This window comes from Streptomyces sp. NPDC041968, from assembly GCF_055589025.1.
In genome coordinates this window covers 94,723-120,717 of record NZ_JBVJCB010000016.1, presented here as the reverse complement: position 1 = coordinate 120,717, position 25,995 = coordinate 94,723, and the positions used below count along the sequence as shown (strand labels likewise).

The 25,995-nt window shown below is 68.4% G+C and carries 24 protein-coding genes and 4 pseudogenes; 12 read left to right on the top strand and 16 right to left on the bottom strand.

The window, feature by feature from the left end; genetic code table 11:
- Positions 1–24: 24 nt before the first annotated feature.
- Together ACZ6EG_RS31285 and ACZ6EG_RS31280 are read right to left on the bottom strand one after the other, a co-directional pair.
- Positions 25–333: a CPCC family cysteine-rich protein gene (locus tag ACZ6EG_RS31285; protein ID WP_469609693.1), complete on the bottom strand. Its 309-nt coding sequence runs from the start codon at positions 331–333 to the stop codon at positions 25–27.
- Between the two features lie 126 nt (positions 334–459).
- Positions 460–597: a hypothetical protein gene (locus ACZ6EG_RS31280; RefSeq protein ID WP_391971415.1), complete on the bottom strand. Its 138-nt coding sequence runs from the start codon at positions 595–597 to the stop codon at positions 460–462.
- A gap of 286 nt (positions 598–883) precedes the next feature.
- Between ACZ6EG_RS31280 and ACZ6EG_RS31275 the strand changes: the two genes are divergently transcribed.
- The 3 genes and pseudogenes from ACZ6EG_RS31275 to ACZ6EG_RS31265 all read left to right on the top strand — a co-directional run.
- A complete protein-coding gene (locus ACZ6EG_RS31275; protein WP_469609690.1) occupies positions 884–3,196 on the top strand; it encodes a molybdopterin-dependent oxidoreductase in 2,313 nt (770 codons plus the stop codon).
- Positions 3,197–3,330: 134 nt separating this feature from the next.
- Complete coding sequence (locus ACZ6EG_RS31270) at positions 3,331–3,882, top strand: EF-hand domain-containing protein (protein ID WP_469609687.1); 552 nt, start codon at positions 3,331–3,333, stop codon at positions 3,880–3,882.
- A gap of 246 nt (positions 3,883–4,128) precedes the next feature.
- Positions 4,129–4,332, top strand: a pseudogene (locus tag ACZ6EG_RS31265) (IS256 family transposase); the annotation flags it as partial.
- Between the two features lie 46 nt (positions 4,333–4,378).
- Here the strand turns inward: ACZ6EG_RS31265 and ACZ6EG_RS31260 are convergent.
- The gene (locus ACZ6EG_RS31260; protein WP_469609770.1) at positions 4,379–4,807 is read right to left on the bottom strand and encodes a hypothetical protein; all 429 of its coding nucleotides are present in this window, start codon (positions 4,805–4,807) and stop codon (positions 4,379–4,381) included.
- A 953-nt stretch (positions 4,808–5,760) separates the two neighbouring features.
- Here ACZ6EG_RS31260 and ACZ6EG_RS31255 point away from each other — a divergent pair.
- Positions 5,761–6,915, top strand: coding sequence for a cytochrome P450 (locus ACZ6EG_RS31255; protein ID WP_469609684.1), 1,155 nt, complete (start codon positions 5,761–5,763; stop codon positions 6,913–6,915).
- Positions 6,916–7,135: 220 nt separating this feature from the next.
- On the opposite strand, the gene ACZ6EG_RS31250 is transcribed toward ACZ6EG_RS31255, so the two are convergent.
- A complete protein-coding gene (locus ACZ6EG_RS31250; protein ID WP_469609681.1) occupies positions 7,136–7,945 on the bottom strand; it encodes a leucine-rich repeat domain-containing protein in 810 nt (269 codons plus the stop codon).
- A 42-nt stretch (positions 7,946–7,987) separates the two neighbouring features.
- On the opposite strand from ACZ6EG_RS31250, the gene ACZ6EG_RS31245 reads away from it, so the two are divergent.
- Positions 7,988–8,521 (top strand): diguanylate cyclase domain-containing protein, encoded by a 534-nt coding sequence (locus ACZ6EG_RS31245; protein WP_469609678.1) that lies wholly within the window; start codon positions 7,988–7,990, stop codon positions 8,519–8,521.
- 11 nt (positions 8,522–8,532) lie between these two features.
- Positions 8,533–8,811 (top strand): annotated as a pseudogene (locus ACZ6EG_RS31240) (hypothetical protein); the annotation flags it as partial.
- Between the two features lie 84 nt (positions 8,812–8,895).
- Here the strand turns inward: ACZ6EG_RS31240 and ACZ6EG_RS31235 are convergent.
- The 5 genes and pseudogenes from ACZ6EG_RS31235 to ACZ6EG_RS31215 all read right to left on the bottom strand — a co-directional run.
- Positions 8,896–9,594 carry a cation efflux transmembrane domain-containing protein gene (locus tag ACZ6EG_RS31235; protein WP_469609675.1) on the bottom strand — a complete coding sequence of 233 codons (699 nt, stop codon included), beginning with the start codon at positions 9,592–9,594 and terminating at the stop codon, positions 8,896–8,898.
- Positions 9,595–9,930 (bottom strand): ArsR/SmtB family transcription factor, encoded by a 336-nt coding sequence (locus ACZ6EG_RS31230; RefSeq protein ID WP_391971422.1) that lies wholly within the window; start codon positions 9,928–9,930, stop codon positions 9,595–9,597.
- A 27-nt stretch (positions 9,931–9,957) separates the two neighbouring features.
- Entirely contained in the window at positions 9,958–10,128 is a 171-nt protein-coding gene (locus ACZ6EG_RS31225) for a hypothetical protein (protein WP_391971423.1), read from the bottom strand.
- A gap of 328 nt (positions 10,129–10,456) precedes the next feature.
- A complete protein-coding gene (locus ACZ6EG_RS31220; RefSeq protein ID WP_469609671.1) occupies positions 10,457–11,299 on the bottom strand; it encodes a MerR family transcriptional regulator in 843 nt (280 codons plus the stop codon).
- 190 nt (positions 11,300–11,489) lie between these two features.
- Positions 11,490–11,714: pseudogene (locus ACZ6EG_RS31215) on the bottom strand (hypothetical protein); the annotation flags it as partial.
- Between the two features lie 56 nt (positions 11,715–11,770).
- On the opposite strand from ACZ6EG_RS31215, the pseudogene ACZ6EG_RS31210 reads away from it, so the two are divergent.
- The 3 genes and pseudogenes from ACZ6EG_RS31210 to ACZ6EG_RS31200 form a co-directional block, all read left to right on the top strand.
- A pseudogene (locus ACZ6EG_RS31210) lies at positions 11,771–12,013 on the top strand (alpha/beta hydrolase); the annotation flags it as partial.
- 106 nt (positions 12,014–12,119) lie between these two features.
- Positions 12,120–13,076, top strand: a complete 957-nt coding sequence (sigJ, locus tag ACZ6EG_RS31205; protein WP_469609668.1) for an RNA polymerase sigma factor SigJ — start codon at positions 12,120–12,122, stop codon at positions 13,074–13,076.
- A gap of 135 nt (positions 13,077–13,211) precedes the next feature.
- Complete coding sequence (locus ACZ6EG_RS31200) at positions 13,212–14,411, top strand: NAD(P)/FAD-dependent oxidoreductase (RefSeq protein ID WP_469609665.1); 1,200 nt, start codon at positions 13,212–13,214, stop codon at positions 14,409–14,411.
- Positions 14,412–14,427: 16 nt separating this feature from the next.
- Here the strand turns inward: ACZ6EG_RS31200 and ACZ6EG_RS31195 are convergent, their stop codons facing one another.
- Together ACZ6EG_RS31195 and ACZ6EG_RS31190 are read right to left on the bottom strand one after the other, a co-directional pair.
- Positions 14,428–14,784 carry a hypothetical protein gene (locus ACZ6EG_RS31195; protein WP_469609661.1) on the bottom strand — a complete coding sequence of 119 codons (357 nt, stop codon included), beginning with the start codon at positions 14,782–14,784 and terminating at the stop codon, positions 14,428–14,430.
- Positions 14,785–14,829: 45 nt separating this feature from the next.
- Complete coding sequence (locus tag ACZ6EG_RS31190) at positions 14,830–15,171, bottom strand: DUF5713 family protein (protein ID WP_469609762.1); 342 nt, start codon at positions 15,169–15,171, stop codon at positions 14,830–14,832.
- Positions 15,172–15,362: 191 nt separating this feature from the next.
- Between ACZ6EG_RS31190 and ACZ6EG_RS31185 the strand changes: the two genes are divergently transcribed.
- On the top strand, positions 15,363–15,887 hold the full coding sequence (locus ACZ6EG_RS31185) for a helix-turn-helix domain-containing protein (protein WP_469609658.1): 525 nt from the start codon (positions 15,363–15,365) through the stop codon (positions 15,885–15,887).
- A gap of 38 nt (positions 15,888–15,925) precedes the next feature.
- Here the strand turns inward: ACZ6EG_RS31185 and ACZ6EG_RS31180 are convergent, their stop codons facing one another.
- Positions 15,926–17,734: a flavin-containing monooxygenase gene (locus tag ACZ6EG_RS31180; protein WP_391971429.1), complete on the bottom strand. Its 1,809-nt coding sequence runs from the start codon at positions 17,732–17,734 to the stop codon at positions 15,926–15,928.
- Between the two features lie 174 nt (positions 17,735–17,908).
- On the opposite strand from ACZ6EG_RS31180, the gene ACZ6EG_RS31175 reads away from it, so the two are divergent.
- Positions 17,909–18,922: an SMP-30/gluconolactonase/LRE family protein gene (locus tag ACZ6EG_RS31175; protein WP_391971430.1), complete on the top strand. Its 1,014-nt coding sequence runs from the start codon at positions 17,909–17,911 to the stop codon at positions 18,920–18,922.
- A 6-nt stretch (positions 18,923–18,928) separates the two neighbouring features.
- Here ACZ6EG_RS31175 and ACZ6EG_RS31170 read toward each other — a convergent pair whose 3' ends face one another.
- Positions 18,929–19,519, bottom strand: coding sequence for a TetR/AcrR family transcriptional regulator (locus ACZ6EG_RS31170; RefSeq protein ID WP_391971431.1), 591 nt, complete (start codon positions 19,517–19,519; stop codon positions 18,929–18,931).
- Between the two features lie 559 nt (positions 19,520–20,078).
- Here ACZ6EG_RS31170 and ACZ6EG_RS31165 point away from each other — a divergent pair.
- The gene (locus ACZ6EG_RS31165; RefSeq protein ID WP_391971432.1) at positions 20,079–20,285 is read left to right on the top strand and encodes a hypothetical protein; all 207 of its coding nucleotides are present in this window, start codon (positions 20,079–20,081) and stop codon (positions 20,283–20,285) included.
- A 1,280-nt stretch (positions 20,286–21,565) separates the two neighbouring features.
- On the opposite strand, the gene ACZ6EG_RS31160 is transcribed toward ACZ6EG_RS31165, so the two are convergent.
- The 3 genes from ACZ6EG_RS31160 to ACZ6EG_RS31150 form a co-directional block, all read right to left on the bottom strand.
- Positions 21,566–22,243: a response regulator transcription factor gene (locus ACZ6EG_RS31160; RefSeq protein ID WP_359977235.1), complete on the bottom strand. Its 678-nt coding sequence runs from the start codon at positions 22,241–22,243 to the stop codon at positions 21,566–21,568.
- Positions 22,240–23,424, bottom strand: coding sequence for a sensor histidine kinase (locus ACZ6EG_RS31155; RefSeq protein WP_469609759.1), 1,185 nt, complete (start codon positions 23,422–23,424; stop codon positions 22,240–22,242). Before ACZ6EG_RS31155 ends, ACZ6EG_RS31160 begins: the two co-directional genes overlap by 4 nt.
- 94 nt (positions 23,425–23,518) lie before the next feature.
- Positions 23,519–25,756 (bottom strand): MMPL family transporter, encoded by a 2,238-nt coding sequence (locus tag ACZ6EG_RS31150; protein ID WP_469609651.1) that lies wholly within the window; start codon positions 25,754–25,756, stop codon positions 23,519–23,521.
- Between the last annotated feature and the right edge of the window lie 239 nt (positions 25,757–25,995).

Here is a 25,995-nt window from a genome sequence, read left to right as displayed (position 1 = left end):
GCCGGTGTGGACCAATCCCTGTACTCAGATGCGACGACGGTTCGGGCGCGAACGCCACCTGCCTGGGCCGCCGTTGGCTGCCGATCTCGGATCTGTTGCCCTCGTTGTTGTGACGTACTGTTCGTAGCGACGACGCGCGTCGGTCAGGCTCTCCGCTCCGTTGGGGCCGCCCCAGACCTCGTCGGCGTTCGGGTCGTCCTGGCCATCGTCCTCCCAGCTGCACTTGGCACAGATCTGGAATTGTCCGCGGGCTTCCAGCGTCAAGAGCTTGCAGCAGCGACAGGCATACGGACCGGGCGCACTGGCTCTGGGCCGTTCTCCGGGCGGCGTCACGCGTCGAGTGTTGCATGATCGGCGAGGAAGCACTGGGCTGGTCACTCGTTCTGAAACGATCAGTTACTGACCGCTTCAGAACGAGCTGGACGTGGGATGCGACATCACTCCTGCTCGTAAGAGCCGTCAGCGGAACTTGGCGGTGCGGCCGGGCTCGTAGGGCGGCACGTTCTCGACGACGCGGGTGTCACTACCGATGGAATCGAAGCGGTAGATCCGGGTCTTGATCCAGCCGACGGCGAGATACACCTCGCCCTGGGCCATGAAGGGGACGTCCTTCCACGAGAGACCGAGGGACCATCCATGACTTGCGCACTCCCACCCGCACTACAAGTACTCTCTATGCTCGTTTCACCACAACGAGTCACCCCCAGCGAGTCGGCTCGGACGGCGCTTCTGTGCGGCCGTTGGAAGGCTCGTGCACCTACAGGGTTGGGCACCGGTCCGCAGGGGGAGTCTGTGTCCTGCGGACCGTCGACTGAAATGGAGCCCTTGTGACGTAAGTGGCCGCTGTCGGGGAGCCGGGGAGCTTCGGAGACGGAGTTGGTGCATGGTGGAACGACGTATGTCGGTTGCGACGCACTGGGGCAGTTTTGTCGCGGTGGTTGATGCCGGTCGGTTGGTGCGCATCGAGCCGAGGGGCGATGACCCCGCGCCGTCGCCTATCGGACCCGGAATGGTGACAGCCGCCGACGACAGCGCCCGCGTGTTGCGCCCCGCGGTGCGCAAGGGCTGGCTGAACGGCCTGCCACGCGCCCACGACACGGCCAGGGGCACGGACGCCTTCGTGGAGGTGAGCTGGGACGACGCGATCACCCTGGTGAGCGACGAACTGCGCCGAGTGCGTTCACAGCACGGGAACAGCGCCGTGTTCGGCGGCTCCTACGGCTGGGCGAGCGCGGGCGCGTTCCACAACGCGCAGGGTCAGCTCCACCGGTTCCTGGCGTTGGGCGGGGGATACACCGACTCCCGCAACACATACAGCACCGCAGCCTTGGAGGTCATTCTCCCCCATGTGATCGGCGGAGCTCCGTGGAGCTACCAGTCCCGGATGCCGATGTGGGACGAGATCGCCGAGAACTGTGAGCTTGTGGTGGCGTTCGGCGGGCTGGCCCTCAAGAACAGCCAGATCAACCCCGGCGGACTGGCCAGACACCAGACGCAGGATCTGCAGCGCAGGTGCCGTGCGGCCGGGGTGCGGTTCGTGAACGTCAGCCCCATCCGCAGCGACACCGCCGGCTTCCTCGACGCCGAGTGGCTGCCCGTCACCCCCAACACCGACACCGCCGCGATGCTCGGCATCGCCCACACCATGCTGGTCAACGGCTGGCACGACGAGGACTTCCTGCGCCGGTGCTGCGTCGGGTTCGAACGCTTCACCTCCTACCTGACCGGCGAGTTCGACGGCATTGCCAAGGATGCTGCCTGGGCGGCGAGGATCACGGGCATCAGCCGGGACACGATCACCGAACTGGCTCGCCGTCTGTCCACGCAACGTTCCCTCATCATGGTCAACTACGCGATACAACGGGAGGACCACGGCGAACAGCCGATCTGGATGTCGGTCGTGCTGGCTGCCATGACGGGCTCCATGGGGCGGCCCGGCTGCGGCTGGGGTGCGGGCTACGCGACGATGGACGCGACCGGCGTCGCCCCGGGCCGGCCCTCCGTGGCGTCGGTTCCTCGGGTTCCCAACCCTGTTGCGGATTTCATCCCCGTCGCACGGATCGCCGACACCCTGCTGCATCCGGGCAGGACCATCGACTACGACGGCCAGCGCCTGACCTTGCCCGAACTCCGCCTGATCTACTGGTGCGGAGGGAACCCGTTCCACCACCACCAAGATCTCCACCGGTTGACCCGCGCCTGGCAGACCCCTGACACGGTGGTGGTTCACGAAGCCTGGTGGAACACCACGGCCAAGTTCGCCGACATCGTCCTTCCCGTCGCCACCAGCCTGGAGCGCGACGACTTCGCCGCCGGATTCTCCGACCCCCACCTCGTCGCGATGCCGAAAGTCCGTGAGTCGGCGGGCGAGTCACGCACCGACCACCACATCTTCACCGCCCTGGCTTCCCGGCTCGGATACGAGTGCGAGTTCACGCAGTCGCGCTCCGAGATCGAATGGGTCCGGCACCTCTACGAGCAGACGAGAGCCAACCTCGGTGACGAGGGGGCCCTGCCGAGCTTCGACGACTTCTGGCGAAGCTCCTCGGCTGAGCTGCCGGCGCTGAGCGGACCGTTTCCCGGCAGCTTCGAGGCGCTCCGCGCAGATCCGCAGCGTTTCCCCCTGACGACCCCGTCGGGCCGGATCGAGATCTTCTCCGAGGAGATCGACTCCTTCGGCTACGACGACTGCACCGGGCATCCGGCGTGGTTCGAACCAGTGGAGTGGCTCCGTGCCGGCCTGTCGGAGCGGTTCCCGCTGCACTTGATCTCGAATCAGCCCGCCTCACGCTTGCACAGCCAGTATGACAACGGCGGCCACAGCCTCAAGTCGAAGATCCATGGCCGTGAGCCCGTGACGATCAATCCGCTGGACGCCGCGTCCCGTGGCATCGAGAGCGGCATGATCGTACGCGTCCACAACGACCGCGGCAGTTGCCTGGCGGGCGCAGTCCTGTCGGACGACGTCATGCCAGGCGTCATCCAACTGTCCACCGGGGCATGGTGGGACCCGGCCCAGCCAGGCCAGAGCGGCAGCTTGGACCGCCACGGCAATCCGAACACGCTCACGGCCGACCGGGGGTGCTCGCGCCTGTCCCAGGGACCGAGCGCCCACAGTGTGCTCGTCGACGTCGAGCTCTACGACGGACCCCTTCCGGATGTGCTCGCCTTCGCACCACCGCACCTCGAACACTGACACGCAAGCTGCCTGCTTCTTCGGACAGGTCCTTCATGATCACCGTCGTCAAGCGCGCAGCGGGCCGTCCCGGCCGCCAGAGGCTCCGCTCCTCGTTTTGCGATTGCGTAATCAACTGAATACTGTGCGCAGTCATGACTGCACTTCAAGACCTCAAGTACGGCCAGTGGTTCAGGGGCGCCGACGTCGACGGCGACGGGTTCATCACCCAACGGGACGTCCGCGCGATGAGCGAGCGCTACATCGCCGCCCGAGACACCGCGCCGGACTCCGCGACCGCCCGCCGACTCATCGAGGGAATGGACGGGTTCTGGACGAATGTGATCGCCCCGATGGACCAGGACGGTGACGGGAAGGTCGACCTGCGGGAGATGACCGAGGGCTTCCGGAGCGTTCTGACCGACCCCACCCTCTATCCCCAGCAGATCGCGCCGGTCACCAACTGCTTCTTCGACCTCGTCGACCTCAACGCGGACGGCAAGATCGACCAGGCCGAGTTCCAGCAGATGTTCGACTCGGTCGCCGGTGTACCCGGCGAGGACTGCGCCACGGTCTTCGCCGCTCTGGACAGGGACGGCTCCGGTGGGCTGAACCGCGCCGAATTCCACCAGGCCCTCACCGAGTTCTTCTACGGCAACGACCCGGATGCTCCTGCCAACCATCTCTTCGGCAGGGTCACCGCCTGACAGCCCGGGATGCGACCGCCCACACCACTGCTGTGTGGGCGGTCGGCTTCGAGGCACCCGGCCAGGTAGTCCCTGACGCGCCCCGTCGGTCGGCAGCCGACTCGTCGTACTCGTCCGGCTCCGTCGCGTCCGGGTCACGTAGGGGCGCAGGGCACCGGCGGCCGGGGGCGAGGCGGTGAAGCTGTAGCGGTCGAGCAGGTTCAGGTCAGATGCTTGAGCGGGGACAGCCGGGCGAAGGTCTGTACGGTGAGCGGTGCAAATCCCGCGCTGGAAGCGACAGCTGATGACGGGCTGGTCGCCGAGCTGGTGGCCCGGGCCCCCAGGCCGGCGGGGGTGAAGCTCACCGGGGAGGGTGGCCTGCTGCAGCAGCTGACCAAGCGGGTACTGGAGTCCGCCCTGGAGGGCGAGCTCACTGATCATCTGGGGCACGAGAGGGGCGAGCGGGTCGAGGGCGGTGGGGAGGACCACCGCAACGGGCACCGGTCCAAGACGGTGATCACCGAGTCGGGGCCGACTCCAGCAGTGGGTGAGCGGCGAAGCAGTTGCGTGCGGCCGCGTCGACCGAGAGGGTCAGAAACCGGTTCTCCCCATCGAGCGGGATGGGCTTCACCGTATCCAGCTCGACCTTGCTGGCCCCCGGATTGCCTTCGGTATAGGCAGCGACGGCATGGTTGGTGACCGGGTCGCCACCGGACCACTGTCCGAGTGCGCTTGCCATGGATTCCAGCGGTCCCCAGAGCGGGCCGCAACCGCTTCCGGGCGGGCCGCTGTCGAGATTGAGGGGAGAGACGATCCACCCGTTGCACCCGGTCAGCCACGCCGGGTCGACGGTGTACGTCTGGGAAAGCGGGGATGTTCCGGTGTAATGGGTGATCAGCCGAGGGACAGCGTCCTGCTCGTGCTCGAAGTCTTCTTCGAAGACCACAGCGGGCGCCTGCGGAACCCCGGGACTGCCCGGCGCCGTCTCCCGCGCCTGGGCAACGGTGGCCGGGCCAGAGAGAACCGCTCCCACGGCCAACGCCAGGACGGCTATGAAACCGGCGCCGTGCAGTGCGCGTCCGCGCGACCCGCTTCCTGTCGCAGCTCTTCTTGACGGTAATCGCCGGTACATCTGTGTGTCCCTTCGTCGCGTGGCCGGCTGTCTTCACGACGGGCGGATGCCGTGCCCTGTCGATGCCGGACAGGTGCGTACCCGAACACCCGGCACGATGCCGTCTCCGGGAAGATCTCAGATCCATGATCTGATCGGGATCGGGCACACTTGGCCATCGGTGTACCGGAGCCTGCCTGTGGTCGGGACAGTCTGGAGCTGTTCGAACACTGCCCGCAGGGACGCGCGCACAAGCGCAGGGTGCACATCCGGCGCGCGAACGTTCACACTCCGGCGCGCCCCTCAGCATCACGGGTTTGGCCGGTTTCGCCGGTTCACCCGGTTCCGGCGGGTGTATAGCGTCATGGCTCTGGCCGATCGAATTCATATCATCGGGCTGATCATGTGCTGCGACGTACGATGGCGGGCCGAAAGGCCGAGCCGAGTCGGGCAGCGGAGATCACCAACCGGGAGGAAGCCATCATGTTCTGGATCACCACCGGCCTTCGGGCGTTCAGCGGTGAAATGCGCGCACGCTGGCACGGATACTTCCTCGGATACGGGCAGCAGGACTGACGCGGACCGGACTGGACACCGCAGAGACTGCGTTGCAGGAGGACATCTATGGCGTGGCTCATGAAATGCGTGCAGACACTCAATGGTGAAATGCGCGCTCTTCACAACCAGTACGGGGGCAGATACGGGCGCAAGGCCTGAAAATGCCGCCGCGTCGGAAGGGGTCAGCCGGAGTCGCGGATCCCTTCCCCTCTCAGATCGCAGAGGACTTCGTGTTCCTGGACAGACAGAGCCTTTGGCATCACCTCCGCAAGTGGGAGAGCCTGGCGGCGAAAGCCGACGGACCGTTCAGGCTCCGCTTCGGGACCCTGTTCGTCGCCGATGCGGACGCGGCCCGGAACGTGCTGGTCCATTCAGCTGAAAATTACGTGCCGCAGTCCGGATTCTTCCGCCTGGGGCCGGCGCCTCTGTCCCAGGCGTTGCGAGCCGAGGCGTCACACGAGCTGCTCAAGATCCTGGCCGGTCACGATCTCAGCGCGTCGTTCGACATCGACTCCGCCATCCGCGAGGCAGGTGACAGGTGCGGCCGCCTGCGGCACCAGCGCTGGGGAGTCCAAGTAGTCCGGCGGTATTTCGCACCCGTGATAGCACACCGGCGGCACAGCGAAATCAACTCGCTCGTCGATGCTTACGTGACGTCGAGCATCGTCGCCGACGACATCGTCGGTCACGCGGTGAGGAGTGCTCACCGTTCGGTACCCGTCATCCGTGCCGGAATCACCGAGCAACTGGCACTGCTACCCGCAAAGAACGCCGAAGCCCAGGACCTCGTCGACATGGTGATGCGCCTGCCCGGGCAGCTTTCCCTCACGGATCGCGCGCAGCTGCTGCAGCGGCTCGTCCTTGCCACCGTCGGCTTCACCGGCGTGACCCTCGAATGGGTGGTAATGCTCGGTGTTCAGCACGGGTACAACGACCCAGCGTTACGACCGGAACAGGTCCGCCCCCTGGTCAAGGAGGCGTTACGTATCTACCCGACGGCGTGGCGTCTGGCCAGGGTGGCTGCCACTGATCATGAGGTAGCCGGCGTTCCGGTGCGGGCAGGCGAACACATCCTGATCGGCACCCACGCGATCCATCGGTCGGCGACCGTGTGGGACCAGCCGCTGGACTTCCGTCCAACGCGTTGGGAGAGACCAACCCGCGATCAGAAGCGGTCCTACCTTCCCTTCGGGAAGGGAGAGGAGATGTGCCCGGCGAACGGATTCGCGGTCCAGGCTCTCGAGCACCTCAGCTACCTCGCCCTTCGCAACTACCAAGGGACCGTAAGGCTGCGGAGGCAAAAGCCTCACGCCCGCACGCTCCTGGCTCCACCGGCGGGCTGGACCCGCCTCACCAGAAGAGCACAGGCGGATCGGCAGAACTGAACCGCTCCGGGTTCGGTAGGGACTCCGGAGTGTCCTGAGTTTGGTGGAAACGTGGCACGCCCCTGTGACTCACCTCGTTACCAGGGAGCACACCGAGACAGCCGATACACACGACGTCCAAGCTGATGCGGCTCTTCGGAATCACCGCGCAGACCGCCATGCGTTACGTCGCTGCAGCGTATCCAGAGCGGACAGCCCGGCTGCCCCGCTGACCGTCCGATTAATCCCAGTCGGACGGCGGCTGCTCGACCCTGCCGCCTGTATGCGGCAGCTGCACGTAGCCCTCGGCGCCGGAGGGCAGGGCGGAAACGCAAGCTGCTGAGCAGGCATTGACCAGGAGAGGCAGGACATCGGTGGCCACCCGCAGCGAGATCCACACTTGGTGGAGCCCACCCTGATTGATCGGCCGATCACAGACACTGCACCCTCGGATGGCCGTGGTACCCCAGCGCCGGGCATCAAGCGCTGACAGGTCGAGATCAGCAACTGGATCTCGCGGTGGCTGTAGTCGAGGGAAGGGAAGACGGAGCTTGCAGTTCCCGAACAGTGCGCGGGTGCTCACCGTGCTGCGGACCAGCTTTGAGCACGTGGTGATCTCGTAGGGGAACCAGTGCAGCCGGTACGAGGTGTAGGGGGTGAGCTCCTCCAGGCTGGTCATTGCACCGATCCCGGGCGGTATTCGGACCAGGTTGCTGCCGTGAAGCACGAAGTGCTTGACCGCCGTCAGCTTGGCGATGCTCGTCGGCAGAGTGACGACCTGCCGGCGCTCCTCGGCACTAAGTTCGACCAGAGGCCGGAACTCCTCCCGCCCATCTTCCGCCGCCTCGTCGATCAACTCCAGCAGATGTCGCCACCCAGCGGTCGAGATGTCCTGGCGTTCGGCGTGGAAACCGACACGGGCTCGCGGATGCGGCTTGGCCTGGTCAAAGCACACGCGCTCATCACGGTAGGAAGCGCGTCCTACAGATGCCGGGTCCGATGTGTCGCCCCACCGGTTCACAAAGAGTCTCGGCTCTCCCTCATCCACCATGCGGCCAAGATCCGGATCTTCAACTGACCGGCCCAGTGCCTAATGGCCAGTGGAACCCGCTCCCAGAGCCGCCTCCAACGGTGGGCAGGCGGCCGGGTTCGTCGTCACACCAGTCCCAGAATCCGCGAACCCGCGCGTTCCGACCAGGACCGCTTCAAGGGCGTGAACGACACGATGGGCCACGCCGCCGGTGACGCTGTCCTGGCCGCGACCGCCGCCCGGCTCACCGCGTGGGCGGGCCCGCGTGCGGCCGTGGGCAGGCTCGGTGGCGAGGAGTTGGCCGTCGCTCTGGAGCTGCCCGTAGCCCGCCGCGAACAGCACCTCGCGCAGCTGATCCGGATGTTGCACACGCTGGTTGTCCTGGACGACGGCCGCACCGTCGACGTCGCCGCCTCGGTCGGCGCCGCAACGCCGGACGCGATCGAGACCTGCAACCTGTCGGCGTTGCAGAGGGCGGCCGACGCCACTCTGTACGACGGCAAGCACTCCGGCCGCGCGGTCCCATCCACCGCCGCGCACACCACGGTCCGGTCCGTCAACGGGCGCCGGGCGGGCAGGCCGGGAACGGCCGTCTGAGGGCAGGCCGCATGAGCGCCGCGACCCTGCCGCAGGGCGACTGGATCCGCGGCATCAGCATCCAGCAGCCGCACACCACCTGCATCCTGACCGGCGCCAAGGGCATCGAGCACCGCCCCGCCCCTGAAGCCGGCGCGGCTGGATGCTCCTGCACACAGGCCAGCGGATCGACCGGGCCGCCCTGCGCGTCCCGCTGATCGCCCGCACGATCCGCGGCCCGCGAGCTGACCCCCGGAGCCGTGATCGGCATCGCGCGCCTGGTCGACTGCCACCAGGACCCCGCGGGATCTGCTGGTAGTTCCGGCTATCGGAAGTTGCGCAATAGACGCCCCGAGGTCGGCCCGGCAGAGCAGGGCCGACCTCGGGGCTGGTCATCAGCAGCAACTGCGGCCCGTCGCACAGCCGCAGGTGTCCGCGGCGGCAGTGGGGGCGTGGGCGGTGGGCGCGCAGCAGCCCTTGCCCTGCCAGGCGTCGCGGCCTTCCTTGACGGCGATCGCCGCGATGACGAGGGCGGCGATCGGGTCGGCCCAGGACCAGCCGAGCAGCAGGTTGGCCAGCAGGCCGACCAGGAGCACGGCGGAGAGGTAGGTGCACAGGAGGGTCTGCTTGGAGTCGGCGACTGCGGTGGCGGAGCCGAGCTCGCGGCCGGCCCTGCGTTGGGCTGCCGACAGGAAGGGCATGATCGCCAGCGAGAGAGCGGCGAGGACAATGCCGGGGATCGAGTGGTCGGCCTCGCCGGTGCCGGTCAGCGCGCGGACGGCATCGACGGTGACGTAAGCCGCGAGCGTGAAGAACGACACAGCGATGATCCGCAGGGTGCGCTGCTCACGGGCTTCGCGGACGGCGGGGTCGCGGGCGGAGAACTGCCAGGCGACGGCTGTGGCGGAGGAGACTTCGATGACTGAGTCGAGCCCGAAGCCGATCAGGGCGGTCGACGAGGCCATGGTGCCGGCGCTGATCGCAACTATGGCTTCGATGACGTTGTAGGCGATGGTCGCGCCGACGAGCAGGCGTATGCGCCGTGTGAGGGTCTCGCTGCGGGCTGGGCTGGGGCCGAGGGATATCGCGGTCATTCAGCAGCAGCCCTTCTCGTCCGCGTCCGGGCAGGTCTTGTCCGCCTCGACGGCGGCGACGGCTGTCCGCAGGTCGTCGAGCGCGTGGCCGAGGCGTTCGTCAGCGAGCTCGTAGCGGGTGCGTCGGCCGTCGGGGACAGTGACGACCAGGCCGCAGTCGCGCAGGCACGCCAGGTGGTTCGACAGCCGGGTGCGGGAGATCTCCAGGGCGTCGGCGAGGTCGGCCGGGTAGGCGGGGGCCTGGCGGAGGGCGAGCAGGATGCGGCAGCGGATGGGATCGGCGAGGGCACGGCCGAACCGCGCCAGCACCTCGATGTCAGCAGCGAGTGTCAGCACCCCTCGACAGTACATGTAATCCTGAATTCAGGTAACTGTGGATTGTTGGCGGCTGGCGACCTCGGCGGCGTAGGCCTTGTCCTGCCCGCCGATGCGCTTCCAGGAGTCGGCGGTGTTCCGGTGGACACCGAACAGTCGGCTGACCATGACGGCCGGCAGTTCGGAAGCCAGCTCGACGAGGGCAGTGTTGCGGGCCATGTGCGGCCGGATGCCGAGCGGGTGGAGGCGGCGGACGACCTGGCTGCGGCTGAGGTGCTGGGCCGGGGCTGTGCTCGGCATACAGCGTCAGGGAGATCTCGAACGGCCGAGGGCGGCGGGCTCCCGAGAGAACGGCTCCCGGGCACTCTCGACACCGTCCCCGTCCATCTCTCCGGGGCCTGGCCCCGGGCCCCTGCCGGGGGTTCCCGCCCCGTGACACGGTCATCGCGGGCCTGGTGGGAGATCCCCTCACACATCCTCAACGCCGCCACGAACTGGGCAGGAGCCCGCAGATCCGGGGGGGGACCTCACACACGGCCCCACCAGGTCAGCTGCCTGCGGAAGGGTCCCCGCCAAGGAGCTGTGCCGTCAGTTCCATGCATCGCGTCCGGGCGGCGGAGAAACCGTAGGGCATCTTGCCCACCGCTTCGAGGGCACTCATACGGGCGTCCTCTTCACCGCTCGTCCCGGTCTCGTGGATCTCGAAGAGTTTGTCCTCGGCCACGTCCAGTCCGGCCGCTTCAATGGCTTGGAGCAGGGCCGTGTGGTGAGCGAAGTGCTGCGCGGCGAGTTCCTCGACCTGCGGGTCGTAGGGGTCGACGGTGTCATCGAGGGCGGCGTCGGCAGCGTCGAGGCGGTCCGCCTCGGCCCGTAGGCCGGGATGGGTCGCCAGGATGATGAACACGCTGGCCTGGACCGCGGCTCCCAGCGGCCCGAAGATCCGTTCCGTGATCAACAGGGTGTCCAGGTCGCCGGGGCGTAGGGCTCCGGAGGGCAGGCGGCTGAGCCGGTCCGTGACCAGCGGGGACAGCAAGCCCAGTGGGCTGCCCACCCTCCGCAGGCGCTGGACCGCCGCGCGTTGACGCTTGATGTCGGCCTCCTGGACGGCCAGGGTCTCCTCCAGTCGGCCCAGGACGTCCTCCACGTCTCGGGCTTCGTCGAAGGCGGCCCGCATGTCGTCGAGGCTGATGCCGGCCTCGGACATCTTGCGGATCCACAGCAGGCGAATCATGTCGTCGTAGCCGTAGCGGCGACGCCCGTCCCCGCCCCGCTCGGGCTCCGGCAGCAGACCGATCTGGTGGTAGTGACGAATGGCGCGCGGGGTGGTCCCGGCGAAGGCGGCGGCATCGCCGATCTTGACCTCGTGGGGAGGCGTGGCGGAGGGGTACATCGCAGACAGTGCCTTTCGTGCTGTGGTGCCCTCGACGACACCACATACCGCTACGGCATGTGCAACTACACGCCACCCGGCCCCTGAAGAGCCATTGGACGATTCCTCACGCACGGTTTCCCCCGCACAAGGACCGGCGCATCGACTTCCTGGTCGCTACCTGTTCATCTTCGAAGCCGCGGTACCGGCCCGGGCACTCCGCATCTGCCGGACGAGACGGCACGACCTCCGCCCGAGGCACCGGAAGCACCGCCTCCCCCTCGGAGTACTGGCACTTCCAGCCCCTCTCCGCGACCAGATCGAGGACCGCCTGCCAGTCCTCCACCGAGGCTTTCGGGACACGCACGTCCGGCAATGACCCCATCAAGTCCGGATCGAAGAAGGAACTCATGTCCTCCCACCGCAGATCAGCCACGCCGCCATGCTCCCCGGCTCGCCGACCCTACGCACCCCCGTTTGCCTTGACCCGGGCGTGCCGCGCTCACCGATCCTGCCGCCCCGCCGCTCATCGGGATCGCCACCGCCCTCGTGCAGGGCAGCGAGGACGTGGACGTCCCGTACACCATGGCCGAGGCGTACGCGGACGCCGCGGCCAAGTCCGGTGATGCCGTGGGCCTCACCCTCCTTGAGGGCACCGGCCACTTTCCGCTCATTGCCCCCTCCGCAGACGCCTGCGCGGTCGTCGCGGAGGTGATCACCCAACTGGCTTCCTGACACGGCCGCCAGGCGCGTGCGCAAGCCCGCGCACAAACCCGCGCAAGCACCTGCGCCCAGGCCCGCTCACAGGTCCGTGTCCAGCCCCGTCGTTAGGATCGGTGCCATGCCGCTGACGATGACCGACGTGGACCGCTTCGAGGCCGCGCGCCCGCGCCTCGAAGCCATCGCCTACCGCATGCTCGGCTCCGCAGGCGAGGCCGAGGACCTGGTGCAGGAGACGTATCTGCGCTGGCAGGCGGCCGATGTCGAGCGGATCGAGGTTCCCGAGGCCTGGCTGACCAAGGTGCTCACCAACCTCTGCCTCAACCAGCTGACCTCGGCCCGCGCTCGGCGCGAGACCTACGTCGGGCAGTGGCTGCCCGAGCCGCTGCTCGAAGGCGATCGGATGCTCGGCCCGGCGGACACGGCCGAGCAGCGCGAGTCGGTCTCGTACGCCGTCCTGACGCTCATGGAGCGGCTTTCCCCCAACGAGCGCGCGGTGTACGTGCTCAAGGAAGCCTTCGCGTACGCGCACCGGGAGATCGCCGAGATCCTCGAGATCAGCGAGGCCGCCAGCCAGCAGACGTTCAGCCGGGCGAAGAAGCGCCTCGCGGAGGATAAGGCCGGCAAGGTGCGCACCGAGATCGACAAGGCGGCGGCGAAGCGGATCGTCGAGGAATTCCTCGCGGCCGCGACCAGCGGGCGGACCGAGCCGCTCGTGAAGCTTCTGACCTCCGACGCCATCGCGATCGGTGACGGCGGCGGGAAGGTCCCGGCGAAGGCCACGCCGTTCGAGGGTGCCCTGGCCGTGGCCACCTTCCTGCGCGGGATGTTCAAGCCCGCCGACAGCAAGCGCCGCCTGCTCGGCGGCGCACCACGGGCCTACGCCACCACGGCCAACGGCTCCCCGGCCCTCGTCATCGTGGTCGAGGGGCGGGTCTTCGGGGTCATGTGCCTGGAGCGCACCGAGGAAGGCATCGTCGCCGTCCGCAGCCAGGTCAACCCGGACAAGCTGGAGCGGGTCACGGAGGCCTGGGCCGCGTCGGAGCACGGGGAACCGCTGGTCCTGGAGGCCTGGTGACCGCACCCGAGGAGGTGTGACGCAGGTCACTGTCTCCGTCTGTCAGGAATCCGGGGGCTGCCCGGTTCAACGGGCGTAACCGCGAAGAGGGGCCCCGATCCGAGAGCTCGGGGACTGACAGACAGGGGCAGGAATATGACCGGTATCCGCAAGCACCGCATCGTCGTCCTCGGCGCCGGCTACGCCGGAGCGGCCGCAGCAGGCCGCCTCGTCAAGCGGCTGCACCGCGAGGATGTCGCTCTCACCCTCGTCAACGACCAGCCGGACTTCGTCGAGCGAGTCCGCAACCACCAGCTGGCCGTCGGCCAGGACCTCAAGCACCGCCCCTTCGACGCGATCTTCGCCGGCTCCGGCGTGGAACTGAAGATCGCGAAGGTGACCCGAGTGGACGTGGACCGCAAGGCCGTGACCGTGACCGGTACGGCGGGCGAGGAGGAGCTCGGGTACGACACGCTCGTCTACGCGCTCGGCAGCCGCTGGAACGACCACGGCGTGCAGGGCGCCGTCGAGCACGCCCACGAGGTGGCGAGCCGGACCGGTGCGCTGCGGCTGCGGGCGCGGCTCGCGTCGCTCGCGCCCGGCCGGAAGGTCCTGGTCGTCGGCGGCGGGCTCACCGGCGTCGAGGCCGTGACCGAGATCGCCGAGACCCGCCCCGACCTCGACGTCGCCCTCGCCGCCCGCGGTGAGCTGGGTGACTGGCTGAGCCGCAAGGGCGCCGCGCACCTGCGCAAGGTCTTCGGCCGGCTCGGCGTCACCGCGTACGAGCACACCGTCGTCGCCGGCGTCGAGGCGGACCAGGTGAAGACCGCGGACGGTGAGGCGATCGCGGCCGACGTGACCGTGTGGACCACCGGCTTCGCCACCCACCCGATCGCTGAGGCCAGCGGTCTTCAGGTCACCGAGGGCGGCCAGATCGTGGTCGACGCGATGATGCGCTCGGTCTCGCACCCTGACGTGTACGCGGTCGGCGACGCGGGCTACGCGATGGGCGCTAACGACAAGCCGCTGCGGATGTCCTGCGCCACCGGCACCCCGATGGCCTGGCAGGCCGCGGACGCGATCGTGTCGGAGCTGACCGGTCGCAAGCAGCCCAAGGTGCCGCTGCGCTACTTCAACCAGTGCATCTCGCTGGGGCGTGGTGACGGCCTGATCCAGTTCGTGACCGCCGACGACACCTCGGTGGAGCGGGTCCTGACAGGCCGGATGGCGGCGCGCTACAAGGAGCTCATCTGCAAGGGCGCGGCCTGGAACGTGGGCAACCCGGGAGCCACCGTGCTGGCGCGCGGACGGCGCGTGGTGCGTGGGCGGGCCGCGGCGGAACAGGCCACCGCCTGAAGCCGCCCGGCGGACGTCACGCAGCGGCGGACGTCCGCAGCCGACTCCCGGTGAGTTCGGAAAACCGGCCACGGTCTGCACCGCACCTGTCCTCGGCTTCGGTGGGCGCAGCCCGCACGCCGCGAGACTTCTCCCCCGCGGCCATGCCGGGCATCCTCGGCTCCTGGCCAGGCGGGGACTGCCCCAGGGTCGTGAAGGCGGTGACGCGGAGCCGCGGCCGGTGTTGGCTCACATCCGCCGCTGACACGCGGACCGGATCTTCCAAGAAGGTTCGGTAGTCCTCACCGTAGGTGGCCACGGCCGCGTATACCGCATCCAGGGCCGCCTGGAGCGGGTCGGCTTCAGCGGCGCCGAGCAGGGCGAGCAGGGCCATGTGGGGCTGGGACAATTGCATAGGAGGCGGTCTTCCCGCCGTCGTTCACCAGTCCCGGCCGGAGGTCAGCTTCTCCGCATCCGCGTCCATGAACCCGTATGTCGACGCGACAAAGCAAAACTCGTCACAGATCCACTCCCGCGCCACCGTCTCGATCCCGCTCCCGGCCGCCACGAACTCCCTGTCCAGCAGGTTGATCTCCTCCGTCGCAGCCTGGGTGAGCGCGTAGAGGTCCGCCAGATCCGACGGCTGATCGGCCTCAACGCGCTCGCACAGCCGCAGCAGGATCGCCTTCCCCTGATCAACCACACGATCAGGGAAATACGAGTCGTCGTACATCGGCCGCAGGAACGCGTGTCCCGCTACCTGCTGGTTTGTGATCGGCATGATGCTTCCCCACGGCTCCTGATCGTCGATCACGGTCGTGTGGTGGGGAACGGGTCTCGTGCAGTGATCGTCAGCGACCGGAGGATCACGGGCGGTCGGCTGACGTGATCGCTGAACTGGTTGCTGAGGTGGGGCCGTTGTGGCACGCACGGCACCAGGCCAAGCTCGCTTCCAGGTCGCGGAAGCGGGCAGTGGGCGCAGGTGCGAAGCACCGGCTGGTGTTCGTCCACCGTCTCCTGGCCACGCTCGTGCATCTGCGCCATGCCGTCACTCATGACGTGCTGGCCTGCTGGTTCGGTGTGGACCGGTCCACCATCACCCGTGCCATCGGCGAGGTGCGGCCCCTGCTCGCCGAGCGAGGGTGCGTCATCAGCCCGGGTGCGCGGCTGCGGACACTGGCCGAGGTCGTCGACCACCTCGGAACCAGCGGGAAGACCGGCATCATCGCCGGAACCGAGATCCGCGTCAGGCGCCCGGCCGCCGGCGCAAGGACCGGGACAAGTTCATATCCGTGTGGGTGCTGGTTCCGCCCCCACATCGCTTGTCGGGTCACTGGGGTGGCTGGGGTCACCTCGGTGCCGTGGTGCAGCCCGCTGACGGCGGCGGTGGACCGGTTCGCCACCCTCGACCGCGTGTCACAACCGGAGGAGCTGGCCGCAGCGATCCTGTTCCTTGACTTCGGCGTCGCCCCGTGCCGCTCACCGGCAGCCCGGTGAGCGGCGCACCTAGACGGACGGTGCGTCGGAGACCTTCCCTACAGCCGAGCAGTTCTCCTGGTCTGCAGCACTTCGCCCATGGACTGTGCACGCCACTGCTTCAGGAGCGCGTGGAAGGCGAAGGCTCCATGGGGGTAGGCGGTGGGGCCGTTCGGCCGGCCGCGTCCCTCGCCATTGTAGTAGCCGGGGGTGCACTCTGCGTGGAACCACTCGTGGTCGGGGGCGTCCTCGGCCAGGGTGGTGATCCAGGCGTCCTCGGCCTCGCGGGAGGGTTCGATGAGGGCTCCCTCCGCCTCGGCGGCCGCGACGAGTGCCGCGACGTGGACGGCGTGCTCGTCCAGCACGTGCGTGAAGTTGACGCTTGCCGCACTCTGCACACCGCCCAGCTGGAGCAGGTTCGGGAAGCCGTTGCTGGTGAAGCCGTGCAGCGTGCGCGGTCCTCGCGCGGCCCACGCGTCCTGCAACAGGGTGCCGTCCCGGCCGTGCACGGGCAGCCGGCCCGACTGGATGCCGGAGACGCCGACGGAGAAGCCGGTGGCGAAGATCAGGCAGTCCAGTTCGTACTCGATGTCGCCGACCACGACGCCGTGCTCGGTCATCCGCTCGATGCCGTGGGTGTCGGCGGTGTCGACGAGGGTGACGTTGTCCCGGTTGAACGCCTGGAGGTACAGGTCGGAGAAGGTGGGACGCTTGCACGCGTACCGGTACCAGGGCTTGAGCCTGTCCGCGGTCTCCGGATCGGTGACGATCTCCTCGACACGGGCACGGACCTCGTTCATCTTGGCGGCGTCCGCGACCTCGTAGGCCGCTTCGAAGGCTGCCCGGTCGCCAGGCCGACGGAAGCTCGGCAGGAGCTTCTCCAGGAGACCGGCCGACCGGGTCCACCGGTCCGCGACGAGGTCCTCCTCGGTGCTCTCGCCCGAGACGATGCGCAGGAAGTTGTCGCGGCGTTCGGTCGCCCAGCCGTGGTGGTCGGCGCCGACGTCCTGGGCGGTGGTGCGTCGGTTGGCGCGCACGTCCACCGTGGAGGGGGTGCGCTGGAAGACGTAGAGGTGCTGAGCGTCCTCGGCGAGCTTCGGGACTACCTGGATGCCGGTAGCGCCGGTGCCGACGACGCCCACGCGCTTGTCCGCGAGGCCGGTCAAACCGCCGTCCGGAGTGCCGCCGGTGTAGGCGTAGTCCCAGCGTGACGTGTGGAAGGTGTGGCCCTCGAACTTCTCGATGCCGGGGATGCCGGGCAGCTTCAGCTCGGTGAGGGTGCCGGTGGCCGTGACGACATACGTCGCCCGGAACCTGTCACCCCGGTCCGTCGTGACGATCCACGCCTCGGACGTGTCGTCCCAGGTCAGTGACGTGACCGCCGTGGAGAACAGGGCGTCCGCGTAGAGGTCGAACTTCTCCGCGATCCGCACCGCGTGCCGACGGATCTCCTCACCGGGCGCGTACTTCCACTCCGGCACGTAACCGGTCTCGTCGAGCAGCGGCAGGTACACGTGTGACTCGATGTCGCAGTGGATGCCCGGGTAGCGGTTCCAGTACCAGGTGCCGCCGAAGTCCCCGCCCTTCTCGATGACGCGGACGCTGCCGATGCCCCGCTGCCGCAACCGTGCCCCCGCGAGGATGCCGCCGAAGCCGCCGCCGACGACCGCGACGTCCACCCGATCCCGTACCGGTTCGCGCTCGGCCGGCTCGTCCGCGTAGGGGTCGGCGGCGTAGTAGCCGAACTCGGCGTCGGCACCGAGGTACTGCCGGGTGCCGTCGGGGCGCACACGCCGCTCCCGCTCGGCCCGGTACCGCTCCCTGAGTTCGGCGAGTACCTCGGGAGTCAGCTCCTGTGAGTCTGCCATGTGGGGGGACCTCGTTCCTTCCGGTTCGCTGCCATGAAGCCACCTCGTCCATGAACTGGAATCCAGGGCACGGGACTTGAGCAGCCATGCACTACGGTAACAAGAACCGGACAGTGTTGTCCGGATGGCCTCCAGGTTGCTTCCGCATACTTTCGGACAGGAAGAGTGATTCGCATGCGACGACTCCCGACCCGCCCGCTCGCCGGGCTCGCTGTGCTGGCCCTCACCGGATGCGGTACGCAGACGGCCGGCGCCCCGGCGGGCCCGGGCACCTACGGAGGGGACCGGACCCTCCGCGCGCAGCAGGTCATGCGGCTGACGCAGCCGCACGAGCAGACCGGGATGACGCTGCTGGAGGGGCCGGTCTTCGACAAGGACGGCAAACTGCTCGTCGTCGACGTCACCGCCCCGACCGGCGAGCCGAAGGTGCTGCGCGTGAATGTCCGGAAGAAGACGTCCGAGCAGTTCCACACCGACGACCGGGGAAACTACACGTCGGCCCAGTTCAGCCCGTACGACGGACGGATCTACCTGACCGACTTCTCCAGCGGCGACATCGTCAGCCTCGCCCCGGACGGCGGCGATCCGCGGACCTTCTTCTCCGGCGAGATCGACGGCGCGCCGATGAACCCCGACGACCTCGCCTTCGACCGGGAGGGCAACCTGTACGTCAGTGACTCGCGCGGCATGTCCGAGGGCGAGGCGAAGGGACGCGTGGTGCGCATCGACCGCTCGGGGAAGGACGCCACCGTCCTGGCGGACGGCCTCGCCGCACCGAACGGCATCTCCTTCGACGCGGACTACCGAGGACTGTGGTTCAGCGAGCTGACGCAGAACCGCATCTCCTACCTTCTCCTGGACGAGGAGGGGACCGTGGCCTCCCAGCACACCGCGATCCGGGTCGACGGCGGCATCGCGCAGACCGACTCCATCGCCGTGGACGCCGACGGCAACCTCTACCAGGGACTGCATGGCCGGCCCGCAATGGCGGTCTACAGCAAGAACGGCGAACGCCTGGCGACCGTGGAGCTCCCGGCCCGTGCCACCGACGGGCTGGAATCGGCGACCAACGTGGCGATCACGCCCGGCGCGACCCGGGCCTACATGACCGTCAGCGGGCCGGACGGAGGCTACCTGTACACCTTCGACGCGCTCGCGGAGGGAGTACGGCAGTCCAACGGCGGCTGACCCCGGTCACTCTTCGTAAGGCCGCACCGGCCCCACCTCGACACCGAGCAACCGCCAGGCCGCCCGTGCCCGGCGTTCCCGGTGCTCGCGGGTGGGGCCGGTGGCAGCCCCGGACACCATGGCGACAGCGATCATCAGGTCATCAGGACGGGCAGCGAGCCGGTGACCGCCCGGCAGGCGTGCCCGCACAGCCTGTTCGACACGCATCGACAGCGCGGCGGCATACGCGAGGGCACCAGAGCGGCTGGCCGCACCATGCACGTGGAGAATGCCCAGGAAGGCCGCCGACCCGGTTATATGCCAGGTGAGCACACCCAGAATTCTCGCGATGTCCGAGGCGTCCGCCGCCGCGACCTGCTCGATCTGCCTGACGTTCTCTTCCAACACCGCGGTACCTATGGCGGCCCGGTCGGGGAAGTGCCGGTACAGCACACCCTGACCAACGCCGGCACGGCGCGCGATCGCGGACAACGGTGCGTCCAGACCGTGCTCCGCGTAGATTTCCCGGGCGGCAGCGATGAGAGCGGCCCGGTTGCGAGCGGCGACCTTACGTCCCTGATTGCCGGAGAGCTGTTCGTCAGACAGAGGTCGTGTCACGCGAAGAGGGTACTCCCGCAAGGCGCCGCATCGCGCCCGCACCAGAAGCGCCACACTCCAGGAGGCACGCCGCCTCAAGCTGCCGCCATGGTCAGCGACCCCTCCCCTGCCACCGCACCAGCACCGAGTGCCGCGCCACCATCGCGGTCCGTGCAGGACAGCCCCGGCGCCGATCGAGACCAGGCATGAGCACCGGCTCCGGCTTCAACTCCGGAGCCTACGAACAGCAGCGGCGAAGAAATGGGCTTGTTCGCGGGCAACCCGTCGGCCTCGAACGATCCACTCCCGGCGCCTGCGCAGTGGGCGGCCCTCGCGGCCCTGGTCTCCGCCCTCATCATCGCCAGCCGGCTCCAGAACTCGAACCACCAGCCCGAGACCGCGACCCCGCGGGCAAGTCCAGCAGAGCGCGGCACCTGCGGGACCGATGTCCCTGCACACCGGCCCGATGGCTCCAGTGGAAGTCCGGCACACGCCGCGGTCATCACCTGCCCCGGCATCGTCCACACCCGCATCGACCAAGCCCGAGGTAGCACAGCCCCGAGGCGGTGGAGCCAGCATCGTGGTCTCAACCTCCAGCCACCTCTATCGCATCACCGCCGATAGGCAAGCGCAGGAGTACACCGGCAAAGCCAGCGTCCGGACCGTGCTGCGCAAATACACCGAGCGGGTCTTCACCAGCCCCACGACGCCGTACGCCACCGACACCATCAGCGGGAACTCCAGGAAGAGAACGGTCCAAGAAGAAGACCTGGACCGTCATCGGTGACCCCATCGATACCTCCGTCTCCGCCAAGGAGCGCCTCTACGCCGTCAACGCCGACCGCTCCAACGTCCACGAAACTCCGACACACCACAGACCTGGTCTCGGCAGACGAACACGTGCGGCCCCACACCTCAAGGAGCCTCGTCACCCGGTGCCCGGGTGCAGGTAATGACTCGCGGCTCTTCCTCACCGTTCTGGGCGAATGCGAGCACGGCCTCGTCCTTGGTGCCGGTGACCTGCAACCGCGGATGGCCCGATCCCTGCCCACCGTTGTCGATCAGTCCACCCACACCACGGTGTAGGAGCCGTCGAGGGCATCCTCGGCCTCTCCGGCATGTCACGGACGATGTACGGAACTCGCTCTTCCGCCGTGTAGGAGAGGCCACCGCCCTTGACGAACTCCCACGTGCCCTGTTCTGACTACTCGGAGCCATCCCCTCCGAACACCAGATACGTTCCATCGTCGAATACGTCGACCCAGCCCCTACCACTCCCGTCCTTGAACTCCCACCTACCCTCTAGGAACGCGACCAGCGTCCGGGAACCGGTGGATCCTTTGCCCGAGCAGGCCGCCGCAGCCGCCAGACCTGCCAGTCCGCAACAGAGCGGCTCTGCGCCCCGCCAGACGCACGAAGCCTTTGCTTTCCACCAGGCTCTCCCCCTCACACCGACGCCAGTGCACCTCCACACGACGCACACACTGACGCGGAGATGTGAAAGGAGCCGGTTGCCCGAATCCGCCGGGCCAGGCCACACCCCCCAACGCCTTGGGACCGCCCTATCGGGCCATTGCGCCGCCCCCTCCACGGCCTGCGCACCCGACCATGACTGTGCAGCTCCGACAAGTCACTGCCGACGTCCTGCACAGTGCGGCCGACCGCAGCGCTGCGCTGTCGGTTGCACAGGTGGGACGAGACGGATATGCGGCATCTGCACAAAGGAATCTGGGTCACGGACCGAACAACGGCGCCTCGTCCAGGGCCGGGTCGAGGGGAGGGCATGGCAGACGCACCGGGTGGCGCCAGCGGTCGACCCCGTCGCGGGCGACGTCCACGTCGACTATCACTACGGGGCGAAGGGGCGAACGAGGGTGACGGCCAGAACGTTGCGCGCACCCCACCCGGCAGTACACGTGCGCCCCGTCCACGGATACCCGCCCACTGCTGGCACCAGCACCCCCGCGAACGCGGCGGCCGACGCCCTGGCGAGCGGGACAGTCCGGCCCACGTAGCGCGGCACGGCCGTGTCATCGGGGCGAGTGGGCAACAACGTGCGAGGGGCGGTCAACCGCCGAGGCTCGGTCGGACAAGGCCGCTCTGGTAGGCGATCACGACCAGTTGAGCCCGGTCGCGTGCGTTGAGCTTGGTCATCGCGCGGGAGATATGGGTGCGTACCGTCAGATGGCTGAGGACCAGCTGGTCGGCGATCTCGTGGTTCGACTTGCCCAGCGCGGCCAGCGCCATGACCTCACGTTCACGCTCGGTGAGCAGGGTGAGACGTTCTGGCGCGGTGAGGGGCACCCGGTCGGCCGGGGAGGCCAGGAAGCGGGTGATCAATGCCCGGGTGGCCGTGGGGGAAAGCAGGGAGTCTCCCGCCGCCACCGTGCGGATGCCCGCCAGCAGGACGTCGGGGCCGACATCCTTGCCGAGGAAGCCGCTCGCCCCGGACCGCAGGGCGACGGCGACATTCTCGTCGTTCTCGAACGTGGTGAGGATCAGGACCCGGGTGCTCGACAGTTCGGTCCGGGCACAGATGTCGGCCGTGGCGGCCAGTCCGTCGGTGCCGGGCATGCGGATGTCCATGAGGACGACGTCGGGGTGGTGTTCGAGGGTCAGTTGTACGGCCTGCTGCCCGTCAGTTGCCTCTGCTACGACCGTCATGTCCGGGTCGGAGTCGATAAGGATGCGGAAGGTGGCGCGGAGCAGCGCCTGGTCGTCGGCGAGCAGAACGCGGATGGTCATGAGGTGCTCTCCTCGGAGCTGGGAAGGGGAAGCGCGCAGGCGACTTCGAAACCGCCTCCGGGCCGCGGGCCGGCGTGGAACGTTCCGCCTGCCGACAAGGCACGTTCGCGCATGCCGAGCAGTCCGAAGCCACGGGAGGTGGCAGCAGCCGAGGGAGGTGAGCCGGCTTCATTGGTGATGGTGAGTGTCAAATAGTGAGCGGTGTAGTCCAGCCGCACCCGCGCGGAGGGTGTGGCGGCGTGCTTGGTGACATTGGTCAGTGCTTCCTGGACGATCCGGTAGGCCGTGAGGTCCAGGCCAGGCGTAAGTGCTTGTGGCTGGCCCTCGGTGCTGACGGAGACGTCCAGACCCGCTGACGCGCAGGTCTCGACGAGCCGCGGCAGCTGATCCAGGCCCGGTGCGGGAGCCAGCTCCTGCGAGTCGGTTTCCTGGCGCAACAGGCCGACGGTGGCCTTGAGTTCACGGAGAGCCGAGGCGGTCACTTCCGGCAGCTTCTCGATCATGGCGATGGCCTGGTCGGGACGAGACCGGGCCAGATGGGCGGCGGTGCCGGCCTGGGCGTTGGCCAGAGCGAGGTGGTGGGCGACCACGTCGTGCAGTTCGCGTGCGATGCGCATGCGCTCCTGGATTACCCGCCGGCGCGCCTCCTCGTCGCGCTCCTGCGCAGCATGGTCGGCGCGGGCGACGGCGTACTCGCGGCGCACGCGTACGTAGCTGCCGAAGGACGCGACCATCAGGACCCAGGCCGCCGGATTGACCAAGCCGATGATCCACTCGTGCGGAGAGTCTGTGGTGATGAAGCCGGTGAGCGCGATTCCGGCGGCGGCTGCCAGGGCGGTGTACCAGGTGGTCCTACGATCAGGACGCAGACTCACGGTGTACTGCGCGAGCAGCATCGGCCCCATGAGTAGCGGCGTCATGAGATACCCCAGGAACCCCTCGGTCATGATGCATACCGTGGTCACCAGAAGTACGAGAAGCGGGTGGCTGCGGCGGCGCAGCAAAGTCGCGCAGGCCAGGACGGACAGCACAAGGCCGGGCCAGAGGACGAGCGGCCCCTCGGCCGCGACCGCCCGGGTGAGGAAGACACCACTCACGGTGAAGGCGAGCAGCAAGCCCGTAGTCACCACTTGAACCGTGTAGGGACGGTCAGCGGCGCGGCTTTCCCATCGTGCACTCATCGTCATACTCCGAGGTGAGACCAGCCGGTTCAGGGTGACAGACGCGCCGCGGCACCGATGCACGGCACCGCGGCGCGTCTGCGCCTGATTCGTCTCAGAACGTGCGGGCCGACTCCCGCGGGTGAGCCTCAGGGCCCGTCGGGGCCGACGCCTGAGCCTGTGAGGTGAGTCCGGTGCCCTCGACGTCGACTCGGGGGAGCGCCTTGTCGAGCCACCCGGGCAGCCACCATGCCTTGTCGCCCAGCAGGGCGAGTACGGCGGGCACCAGGGCCATGCGGACGACGAAGGCGTCGAAGAGGACCGCGACGGCGAGCCCGAACCCGATCGTCTTGATCATGGACTCTCCGGATCCGATGAAGCCGGAGAAGACCCCCATCATGATCGCGGCCGCGGCGACGACGACCCGGGCGCTGTGCCGGAAACCGCTCACCACCGCCTGGCCGGGGCGCTCACCGTGGACGTACGCCTCGCGCATGCGGGCGACAAGGAAGACCTCGTAGTCCATGGCCAGGCCGAACACGATGCCCACCAGGAAGATCGGCATGAGGCTCATGATCGGGCCGGTCTGCTCCACGCCCAGCAGTTCGGCACCCCAGCCCCACTGGAAGACCGCGACGACCGAGCCGAGCGAGGCGAGTACCGACAACAGGAACCCGAGAGCCGCCTTGACGGGCACGAGTATGGACCGGAAGATCACCAGGAGCAGCAGCAGGGACAGCAGCACGATGACGGCCAGGTAGGGCACGAGAGCGTCCTGCAGGGCCTGGGCGACGTCGATGTCCATCGCGGTGCTGCCGGTGACCTCGAAGGTCGCACCGGTGTCCCCCTCCAGACCGGGACGCTCCGCCCGGATGGTCTGGACGATGTCCTTCGTGGCCTCCTCGTTCGGTCCGGTGGCGGGCACAGCGGAGAAGAGGGCGGTGTCCCCGGCCTCGTTGAACCGCGGGGGCGAGACGGACACGACGCCGTCGGTGCCCTTGATCTGCTCGGCCATCGCGGTTGCGGCCTTCTGTGGGTCGGTGGCTCCCCTGACGTCGGCGACGATGGTCAGCGGTCCGTTGAAGCCCGCACCGAAGCCGTCGGCCAGCGCGTCGTAGGCACGTCGCTCCGTCGTCGACGTGGGCTTCGCCTCGGCGCCGGGCATGCCCATCTCCAGCTGAGCGGCGGGCAGTGCCAGGACTCCCAGCCCGGCCACACCCAGCACAAGGACCGCCACGGGCCGCCTCATCACAAAGCGAGCCCAACGGGTGCCGCCGTTGACAGCGGACCCGGAAGGGGATCCGGTGCCGCCGCCCCGCTTCCCTGTCTTGCGGACCTTCCGGGAAAGGACGGCGTTCGGCCACATCCCGAGGAGGGCGGGTACAAGGGTCAGGGCGACCAGGACGCCGATGGCGACCGCTCCGGCGGCGCACAGGCCCATCTTGGTCAGCATTGGCACGCCGACCACGGACAGGCCGGCGAGCGCGATGATCACGGTCAGGCCGGCGAAGACCACGGCAGAACCGGCCGTGCCGACCGCGAGGCCCGCCGCTTCCCTCGGATCGTGCCCGTTCGCGCGCTCCTCGCGGTAACGGGAGACGACGAAGAGGGCGTAGTCGATACCGACCGCGAGCCCGAGCATAGAGGCGAGCGTGCCGGTGGTCATGGACAGGCCAAGGGTGCTACCGAGAGCAAGGATCGCGCACATGCTGACACCGACGCCGATGACGGCGGTGAGCAGCGGCAGCCCGGCCGCGGCCAGGGAGCCGAAGGTGATCAACAGGACGACGGCGGCCAGAGCGATACCGATCGCCTCGGCAGAGCCTCCCGCGGCCGGCTGCGAGGCAAGAGCCGTGCCGCCCACCTCCACAGTGAGCCCCGAGCCGCGAGCCTGCTCGATGGCCTTCTCGAGGCTGTCCTTGCTGGTGTCGGTCAGGTCGCCGGACTTGACCTTGTAATTGACCGTGGCGTACGCGGTCGAGGCGTCCTTGCTGACCGCGCCGGCCTTGAAGGGATCGACGGCGCTGTCCACCTGAGAGCCCTCGGCCGCCGTGGACACCAGCTCATCGATGGCGGCGCGCTTGTCCTCAGCTGTCACCTTCTCCCCATCGGGGGCGATGAACACGATACGAGCGTCGGCACCCTTGGCATCCGAGCCGGGGAATCGCTCCCCGATCAGGTCGAACGCCTTCTGGGCCTCGATGCCGGGCATGAACGAGGCGCCGTCATCGCCCGCGGCCGGGGCCTTGACGGCGCCGAGACCGACACCGCCGAGGATCACCGCCCAGAGCAAGGTCACCAGCCAGCGCCGCCGGAAGGCGGTGCGGCCCAGTCTGTACAGGAAGGTAGCCACGAGAAGGGTCTCTCCAAAGTCTGTTCTCAGGTAGGTACCAAGGCTCTCCTTCCATGTGCTGCCGGGGCATCGTGTCAGTGCAGTGACCTGGTCCTCGTGGCTACGCAGCAGGCGCGGGCCATCCTCGTGCAGAACGACGACGTCGTTCTCCTACCTGAGGATGACCACTGGGGTGAAGAAGCCTGAGGGGGCCGAATTCCACCGGCCGCGGCACCGGGGTTGGTTCAGGCCAGGACGAC

Coding starts and splice junctions, on each gene's coding strand:
- ACZ6EG_RS31235 (WP_469609675.1), bottom strand. CDS start 9,594: ATGACCGCGATATCCCTCGGCCCCAGCCCAGCCCGCAGCGAGACCCTC.
- ACZ6EG_RS31280 (WP_391971415.1), bottom strand. CDS start 597: ATGGCCCAGGGCGAGGTGTATCTCGCCGTCGGCTGGATCAAGACCCGG.
- ACZ6EG_RS31175 (WP_391971430.1), top strand. CDS start 17,909: ATGCGACGACTCCCGACCCGCCCGCTCGCCGGGCTCGCTGTGCTGGCC.
- ACZ6EG_RS31245 (WP_469609678.1), top strand. CDS start 7,988: ATGGCCAGTGGAACCCGCTCCCAGAGCCGCCTCCAACGGTGGGCAGGC.
- ACZ6EG_RS31220 (WP_469609671.1), bottom strand. CDS start 11,299: ATGTACCCCTCCGCCACGCCTCCCCACGAGGTCAAGATCGGCGATGCC.
- ACZ6EG_RS31225 (WP_391971423.1), bottom strand. CDS start 10,128: ATGGCCCGCAACACTGCCCTCGTCGAGCTGGCTTCCGAACTGCCGGCC.
- ACZ6EG_RS31270 (WP_469609687.1), top strand. CDS start 3,331: ATGACTGCACTTCAAGACCTCAAGTACGGCCAGTGGTTCAGGGGCGCC.
- ACZ6EG_RS31155 (WP_469609759.1), bottom strand. CDS start 23,424: ATGAGTGCACGATGGGAAAGCCGCGCCGCTGACCGTCCCTACACGGTT.
- ACZ6EG_RS31195 (WP_469609661.1), bottom strand. CDS start 14,784: ATGGCCCTGCTCGCCCTGCTCGGCGCCGCTGAAGCCGACCCGCTCCAG.
- sigJ (WP_469609668.1), top strand. CDS start 12,120: ATGCCGCTGACGATGACCGACGTGGACCGCTTCGAGGCCGCGCGCCCG.
- ACZ6EG_RS31160 (WP_359977235.1), bottom strand. CDS start 22,243: ATGACCATCCGCGTTCTGCTCGCCGACGACCAGGCGCTGCTCCGCGCC.
- ACZ6EG_RS31250 (WP_469609681.1), bottom strand. CDS start 7,945: ATGGTGGATGAGGGAGAGCCGAGACTCTTTGTGAACCGGTGGGGCGAC.
- ACZ6EG_RS31200 (WP_469609665.1), top strand. CDS start 13,212: ATGACCGGTATCCGCAAGCACCGCATCGTCGTCCTCGGCGCCGGCTAC.
- ACZ6EG_RS31180 (WP_391971429.1), bottom strand. CDS start 17,734: ATGGCAGACTCACAGGAGCTGACTCCCGAGGTACTCGCCGAACTCAGG.
- ACZ6EG_RS31275 (WP_469609690.1), top strand. CDS start 884: ATGGTGGAACGACGTATGTCGGTTGCGACGCACTGGGGCAGTTTTGTC.
- ACZ6EG_RS31190 (WP_469609762.1), bottom strand. CDS start 15,171: ATGCCGATCACAAACCAGCAGGTAGCGGGACACGCGTTCCTGCGGCCG.